The organism is Dactylosporangium salmoneum, assembly GCF_039532525.1.
GTDB lineage: Bacteria > Actinomycetota > Actinomycetes > Mycobacteriales > Micromonosporaceae > Dactylosporangium > Dactylosporangium salmoneum.
On record NZ_BAAARV010000105.1, the window covers coordinates 1 to 6,835 of the forward strand.

Consider the following 6,835-nt stretch of genomic DNA (forward strand, 5'->3'; position numbering starts at 1 on the left):
GTCAGAGGCCGGTTTTCAGCAGGGTGAAGGCCTCGTTGGCGTTGGCGACGGCGTCGGGGTAGACGGCGTCGCTTGACTCGCCGGCCAGGAGGCGGCGGGTGTTCTCCATCGTCAGGGCGTCGCGGGCGCCGCTGATGATGGCGGCGGTGGCCCGGTCCTTGAAGGTGGGGCCGAGGGCTTCGGCCAGGCCGTTCTGCATCTGGACCAGGACGGTCAGGGCTCGGGAGGTCAGGCTCGGGGTCTCGTGGATCAGGCGCTGGACGGCCAGCACGTGCGGGCGGTCACACAGGCCCGTCACCGGGTCGCGGCGGGCCAGGCCGTCCAGGAAGTGCCGGTGCAGGGCCTCTACCGGCGTCTCGCCCGGGGCGCGGTTGCGCACGGTCTCGGCCATCTCGTTCGTGTGCTCGGACATCGGCCCGACGACCAGGTCTTCCTTGGTCGGGAAGTAGTTGAAGAAGGTCATCTTCGAGACCTCGGCGGCGGCGGCGATCTGGGCCACCGAGACGTTGTCGAAGCCGTGGCGGACGAACAGGTCGATCGCGGTGTTCCACAGGGTCGTCCGGGTCTGGATCTTCTTGCGCTCGCGCAGCGTCAGCGCCTCGGGAGAAGCCGAACTCACCATGGGGCAACTATACCAGGATCAAACTTGTACTAGGTCTAAAATTGTGCTTAGTCTACTCACGTGACGAAGATGCAACGGCGGGTTGGTGGGGTGCTCTGTCTGTTCACGATCGTGTTGGCGATCCTGGACCAGAACATCGTTTCGTCGGCGATCGTGCCGATCGTGCGGGATCTCGATCCCGTGCACGGGGTCGAGCACGTGGCCTGGCTGGTCGCGGCGTTCGCGCTGGCGGCGACCGTGGTGCTGCCGCTGTACGGGCGGCTGTGCGACTCGTTCGGGGCGAAGCCCGTGTGGCTCGGGGCCGTCGGGGTGTTCCTGGTCGGGTCGGTGCTGTGCGGGGCGGCGCAGAGCATGGAGCAGCTCATCGCGTTCCGGGCGGTGCAGGGCGTCGGGGCCGGCGGCCTCATGAGCGTGACCATGGTGGTGCTCGCCAACCTCGCCGAGCCGGGGGACGACCGCGGCAGGAGCGGCGGGATCGGTGGGCTCTTCGCCGGGTTCGGCATGGCCATCGGACCGTTCATCGGCGGCCTGTTCGCCGACCACGACAACTGGCGGGGCATCTTCTACGTCAACGTCCCGCTCGGCCTGGTCGTAATCATCGGCGGCCTGTTCGTCATCCGAATCCCGCGGGAGACCACGCGCACCGACCTGGACCTGCCCGGCGCCGGGCTCGCGGCGGCGTTCGCGGCCGGACTGCTGCTCGTGTGCGAGTGGGGCGGGCAGCGGTACCCCTGGATCTCCCCCCAAATCCTCGGGCTCGCCGCGGCCTGCGTGATCAGCCTGGCGCTCTTCGTGTGGCGCGAGTCGGTCGCCGCGCACCCCGTGCTGCCCCTGTCGCTGCTGCGGGACCGGACCATCCGCGGCAGCTACGTCATCCAGCTGCTCATCGGCGCCGCGATGATCGGGGCGATGGTGCACCTCATGCTGTACCTCCAGGTCGCCCGCGGCGTGAGCGCCTCCGACTCCGGCCTGTACCTCGCCTTCATGGCCGCCGGGCTCGCGCTCTCCGGGTTGACCGCGGGCAAGATCCACCTCGCGACGCGGACGGCCCTGCTGCTGGGCACCGCCTGCGCGGCCGTGGCCATAGGCGCGATCGCGCTCTTCGTCCACGAGGGGACTTCGCTGTGGGCGCTCCGCGGGGTGCTGGTGCTGCTCGGCGTCGGGTTCGGCCAGCTCATCGGGCGGCTGATCACCGTCGTGCAGGACGCCGCGCCCCGGCACCAGCTCGGCGTGGCGACCACCGGCATCCGGTTCTTCCAGTCGATGGGCACCGCGGTCGGCGCCGCCGCGGTCGGCGCCGTGCTCGCCCGCGTCTACCAGGCCCGCACCGGCGAGGCGCTGGCCTCCCACCCCGGTGCCATGAGCGACTTCGTCGTCAGCCTGGACGTGGTCTTCGTGGTGGCCGCCGCGGTTGTACTGCTGGCCATGCTCGTGTCGGCCCGCCTGAAAGTCACCGAGCGGTCCGTCGCTACCAAGGGCGAGCCGGTGCCGGCCGCAGCCTAACAGATAGCGCACAAACTCCCGGATACTTGTCCAACTCAAGACTGCCAGGCGAAAAGTCCGAAATGTCGTGGCGCGCCAGCGCCCGACATTTCGAAAGCACCCAAACACAACGGCCCGCGCGGAAACCGCCCGGGCCGTTGTGATTCACGTGAAACGGGCTATCCCGCCCGCGCCAGTGCCGGCGGTGGAGGGGCCAGCCCTTCTTCCTCCTCGGGTAACTCCTCGTTGTAGACGCCGGCGTCCGGGTCCTGGCCCTCGTAGGTGGACCGGACCACGTCCTCCTCGGGCCGCCGGATGTCGCGGATCACGTACCCGACGAGGATCGCGAGGGTGATCAGCCGCAGGAGCGAGGCCAGCACGAAGACGCCCTCGGGGAACACCTGCCGGCCGGAGGCGCCCATGAGCTCGCCGTAGAAGGAGACGAAGTAGAGCACCTCGGCGATCTGCCAGGCGAGGAACGCCCCCCACCGGGGCCGGGCCAGCACCGCGAGGGGGATCAGCCACAGGACGTACTGCTGCGACCAGACCTTCCCCGTGATGAGGAACGCGGCGACGATCAGGAACGCCAGCTGAGCCAAGCGCGGGGTGCGCGGCGCGGTCAGGCCGAGGATCAGGATGCCCGCGCAGCAGATGAGGAACAGCCCCAGGTAGAGGGTGTTGAGCGTGGAGTGCTGCGGGTCCGTCTCCAGGTTCCCGAAGAACGGGAAGCCGTACTGCCCGGAGCCCCGCGGGAAGTGCGCCCCGATGTACCACAGGGTGCCCCAGTCGATCCCGCGCTCCTGGTTGAAGGACCAGAACTTGATCCACGAGTCGTAGAAGAAGTACGCGACGGGCGCGTTGACGACCCCCCACGTGACCACGCCCGTGCCGACGGCGACGAAGAAGTCCTTCCATTTGCCGGTGCGCAGGCTGAGCACGAGTAGCGCGCCGATGATGAGCATCGGATAAAACTTCGCCGCTGTCGCCAGGCCTAGGAAGACGCCGGCGAGCACAGGTTTTCGTTTCGCCCAGTAGGCCATGGCCACGGCGGTCAGCCCGACCGTGAACAGGTCCCAGTTGACGGTCGCGGACACGAATAGCGCGGGAGCGACGGCGAGCAGGGCCGCGTCCCAAGGCCTTCGGCGGCGCACGGCGAGGGTGGCGGCGACGGCGACGATGCCGAAGGCGCCCAGCACGACAGCGTTGACGTCGTAGAACGTCTGGCCGTCGTTCTGCACGACGCCGCGCTCCTTGAGGTCGTGCACCGGCAGGCCCAGGACGCCCATGAAGGCGCCGGTCAGCACCGGGTACTCGACCGGGTGGTCCTTGTAGGGGACCTGGCCGTCGCTGAGGCCCTCGGCGTAGTACAGCGCCAGGACGTCTGTGTAGCAGAAGTACTTGTACTGCTTCATGTCCGCCCACGCGGCATCGCGGCAGGGGGACTTCTGCACCCAGTGGAAGCTCAGCATCGCGCAGATGAGCAGCAGTACCACGCGGGCCGGGGTCCAGAACCGGCCGCCGCCGGGCAGCCGGACGCTGGTCCGGACGGCGTGCGTGCCGAGGGGGCCGCCGATCGACTCGGACAGGCCACCGATGAAGCGGTCGGAGTTGGCGGGCTCGTCGACTAGATGCTCAGGGCGCAGGCTCGGCTGGCCCGGTCTCATCGGCATCGTGTCACCGTACCGTCGCCGGCTCGGTAGTGGATGCAACCCCCGGTTCGACGCGGGCCCCGGGCCGGATCGGCAGGGCGAAGAGCAGGGCAACCATCAGCAGCAGGTACCAGTTCTTGATGAGGAAGCCCCACACGCCATGGCCCCAGGGATCGACCGGCAGGCCCTGCTCGAACCAGGAGACCAGGCCGAGCCCGACGGTGAGCGCGACGACGACCGCGAGCGCCACCCGCCAGCGGGAGGCGGCGGCCAGCACGATCAGCGCGGGGATGAACCAGTAGATGTGGTGGACCCAGGTGATCGGGCTGATCAGGCAGCCGACGAGCCCGGTGATGGTCAGCCCGACCACCTCGTCGCCGGCCAGCGCCGCACGGCGGGCCCGCCACAGCCCGAACCCGAGGGCGAGCAGCACGAGCGCGGCCCAGACGAGCCGGTTGGGTTCGCCGGGGGCGGACAGCCGGGCGAGCATGCCGTAGAAGGACTGATTGAAGGTGTACGCCGCATTGCCGATCCCCTCGCCCTGCCACAACGCGTCGGTCCAGAACCGCACGGAACTGCGCGGCATGACGGCGAACGCCAGCAGGCTGGCCGCGGCTCCGGTGGCCACGGCGGTGAGCGCCGCCCGGTAGCGGCGGCTGACCAGCAGGTAGATGACGAAGATGGCCGGGGTGAGCTTGATGGCGGCGGCCAGGCCGATGAGCGCGCCGGCCCAGCGGCTGCCCTTGGGGAGCAGGACCAGCAGGTCGGCCAGGACCAGCAGGACGAGCACCATGTTGATCTGGCCGAACGTGTAGTTCTCGCGGATCGGCTCCAGGGCACTGATCACGGCCAGCGCCAGGACCAGCGCGAACGGCAGGTCCCAGCCCTTCTCGCGGGCGATCGGGGCGAGCAGCCAGTACGTCGTGACGAGCACCGCCGCGACCGTGACGACGCTGTAGAGCACGACGGCCGGCAGCCAGCCCAGCACCGCGAACGGGACCAGGACCAGCGCGCCGAACGGGGGATAGGTGAAGCCGAGTGCGCCCTGGGTGTCGTCGGGCTTGACGAAGTCGTAGAGGTTGTGGCCGTCCAGCCACCAGTTCACGGCCTGGCGGTAGATGCCGAGGTCGAACCAGTCGTGGCGGTTGCGGTACCAGATGTGGGCGTAGACGACCAGCGCCACGAAAAGCCCGAGCAGCACCCACCGGACGACCCTGCGCCTGCCGGCGTCCAACGCCCACCTCCCACGAAAAGGGCCACGGTCCCGGCGAACATACCGCCGGGACCGTGGCCCTACACCTTTCGGGTGTCAGCGTCTTCGTGTCGGAATGATGGTCGGGACGAGGCCTCCGCCGTTACCGCCCGGCACCTGGCTCTGATCCGGGTTGCCGGGGTTGCCCCCGTTGCCGTTTCCATTGCCGTTGCCGTTGCCGTTGCCATTGCCGGGGTTGTTCGGGTCGATCACGGGCGGCAGGCTCGGCTGCGGCGAGATGCCGGTGCCGACCTCGATCCGCCCGGTGTGAGCCGGCGGCCGGAAGTTGACCTTCGGCTCCTTGAGCTGCGTCAGCGCGGCGTCGAGGAAGTCCCGCCAGATCGGGCCGGGCAGCGAGCCACCGATGATGGCCTTGCCGTTCTTGTCCTTGATCGGCTGCTCGTTGGCCTTGTTGCCGACCCAGACCGCCACCGCGAGGCCCGGCGACTTCTTCGCCGGGTCGTAGGCGCTGTAGCCGACCATCCAGGCGTGCGCGTTGCCGCTGGACGAGCCGTTGTCGCCGTACTGCCAGGTGCCCGTCTTGCCGGCGATCTGCCGCCCGTCGTGCGTCTTCAGGTTGTAGTGCGCCGGCACGCCCTGCAGCACCGTGCTGAGGTCGTCGGACATCTGGTCGGTGAAGCCCGGGATCCGCTTCGGGGCGATGACCTCGGCGTAGGTCTTCTTGCCGTCCTGCCACACCTCCTTGAGGAAGTGGGTCTTGGCGGCCAGGCCGCGCGCGGCGAAGGTGGCGATGCCGCCCGCGTGCTCGAGGACCGTCACGGGGTACTGCCCGAAGCCGACCTCGGTGGAGAAGTAGGTCGGCGACACCTTGGCGCCGTCGTTGTTCGTCAGGTCGATCTTGGTCGACTTGCCCTGGACGTTGGCCCACATGTCGGTGATGCCCGCGGCCCGGGCGGTGTCGATCACCTTGGCCGGCGTGACCGCCTCGGTGAGCGCGAAGAACGGCACGTTGAGCGACATGACGGTGACCTCTTGCAGGGTGCACCAGTCGCCGTGGCCGGAGTCGCACTTGGGCTTCGACGGGGAACCGTCACCCGCGTTCTTGACCGGGTTGCCGCTCTTCGCGGTACGGCCGCTCTTGGGGAAGTCGGCCGGCGAGTTGCCGTCCCACATCGAGTCGATCTTGTAGCCCGCCATGAGGCCGGTGGCGAGGGTGTAGACCTTGAACGTCGAACCCGGCGGGTGGCCGCCGCAGCAGCTGTCCCTGCCGTCGCCGAGCACCGGGTCGTTGTAGTAGCCGGCGTAGTCGTTGCCGCTGCCGTTGTCGCCGCCGTAGTAGGCCTTGACCGCGCCGGTGCCCGGCTCGACGGCCACGAGGGCCGCCTGCAGGTTCCCCGGCTGTTTGTACATGTTCGATTCTTTGTTGTCGGTGGCCTCGCGCACCGCGAGCGGCTGGATGTCCTTGTCGATCGTGGTGACGATCTTCAGGCCGCCGTTGCGGATCTTGTCGAAGTTCTTCTTGCCGTCCGCGTCGGTGTCCTCATACAGCAGCGCGCCGGTCTTCGGGTCGGTCAGCGCCGCGACCTCACCCAGCACGTGGTGGATGATCAGACCCTCGGGCTTGTTGAGGTTCTGCGCGCCCACGGCGTTGGCCCGCGCCTCGGCCGGCGTGATGACCTTGTCCGGGTACTTCATCTTGACCGGCGCGTCGGCCTCAGAGCAGAAGTTGAGCTTCAGCATCTGACCCTTGATGTACTCGAACCGGCCCGTCGCCTGCGTCTTGTCGATGTTCGGGTCGAACGGGCTGCCCTTGCCGCTGCCCTCGGGGTTCTTGATCAGCCCGGCCAGGACCATGCCCTCGGCCATGCT

Annotated in this window: 5 protein-coding genes; 1 reads left to right on the plus strand and 4 read right to left on the minus strand. The window is 68.8% G+C overall.

All coding sequences use genetic code 11. From position 1 onward, the window contains the following. Position 1: 1 nt before the first annotated feature. Positions 2-622: a TetR/AcrR family transcriptional regulator gene (locus ABD352_RS49520; protein WP_344619628.1), complete on the minus strand. Its 621-nt coding sequence runs from the start codon at positions 620-622 to the stop codon at positions 2-4. Positions 623-691: 69 nt separating this feature from the next. Here ABD352_RS49520 and ABD352_RS49525 point away from each other — a divergent pair, with 69 nt between their 5' ends. Next, positions 692-2,125, plus strand: coding sequence for an MFS transporter (locus tag ABD352_RS49525; protein WP_344619631.1), 1,434 nt, complete (start codon positions 692-694; stop codon positions 2,123-2,125). 158 nt (positions 2,126-2,283) lie between these two features. Here ABD352_RS49525 and ABD352_RS49530 read toward each other — a convergent pair whose 3' ends face one another. The 3 genes from ABD352_RS49530 to ABD352_RS49540 form a co-directional block, all read right to left on the minus strand. Continuing rightward, the gene (locus ABD352_RS49530) at positions 2,284-3,774 is read right to left on the minus strand and encodes a glycosyltransferase family 87 protein (protein ID WP_425553956.1); all 1,491 of its coding nucleotides are present in this window, start codon (positions 3,772-3,774) and stop codon (positions 2,284-2,286) included. A 4-nt stretch (positions 3,775-3,778) separates the two neighbouring features. Beyond that, the gene (locus ABD352_RS49535) at positions 3,779-4,987 is read right to left on the minus strand and encodes a glycosyltransferase 87 family protein (protein WP_344619629.1); all 1,209 of its coding nucleotides are present in this window, start codon (positions 4,985-4,987) and stop codon (positions 3,779-3,781) included. A 75-nt stretch (positions 4,988-5,062) separates the two neighbouring features. Further along, positions 5,063-6,835 (minus strand): penicillin-binding transpeptidase domain-containing protein (locus ABD352_RS49540; RefSeq protein ID WP_344619630.1); only part of this gene is annotated, 1,773 nt, incomplete at its 5' end.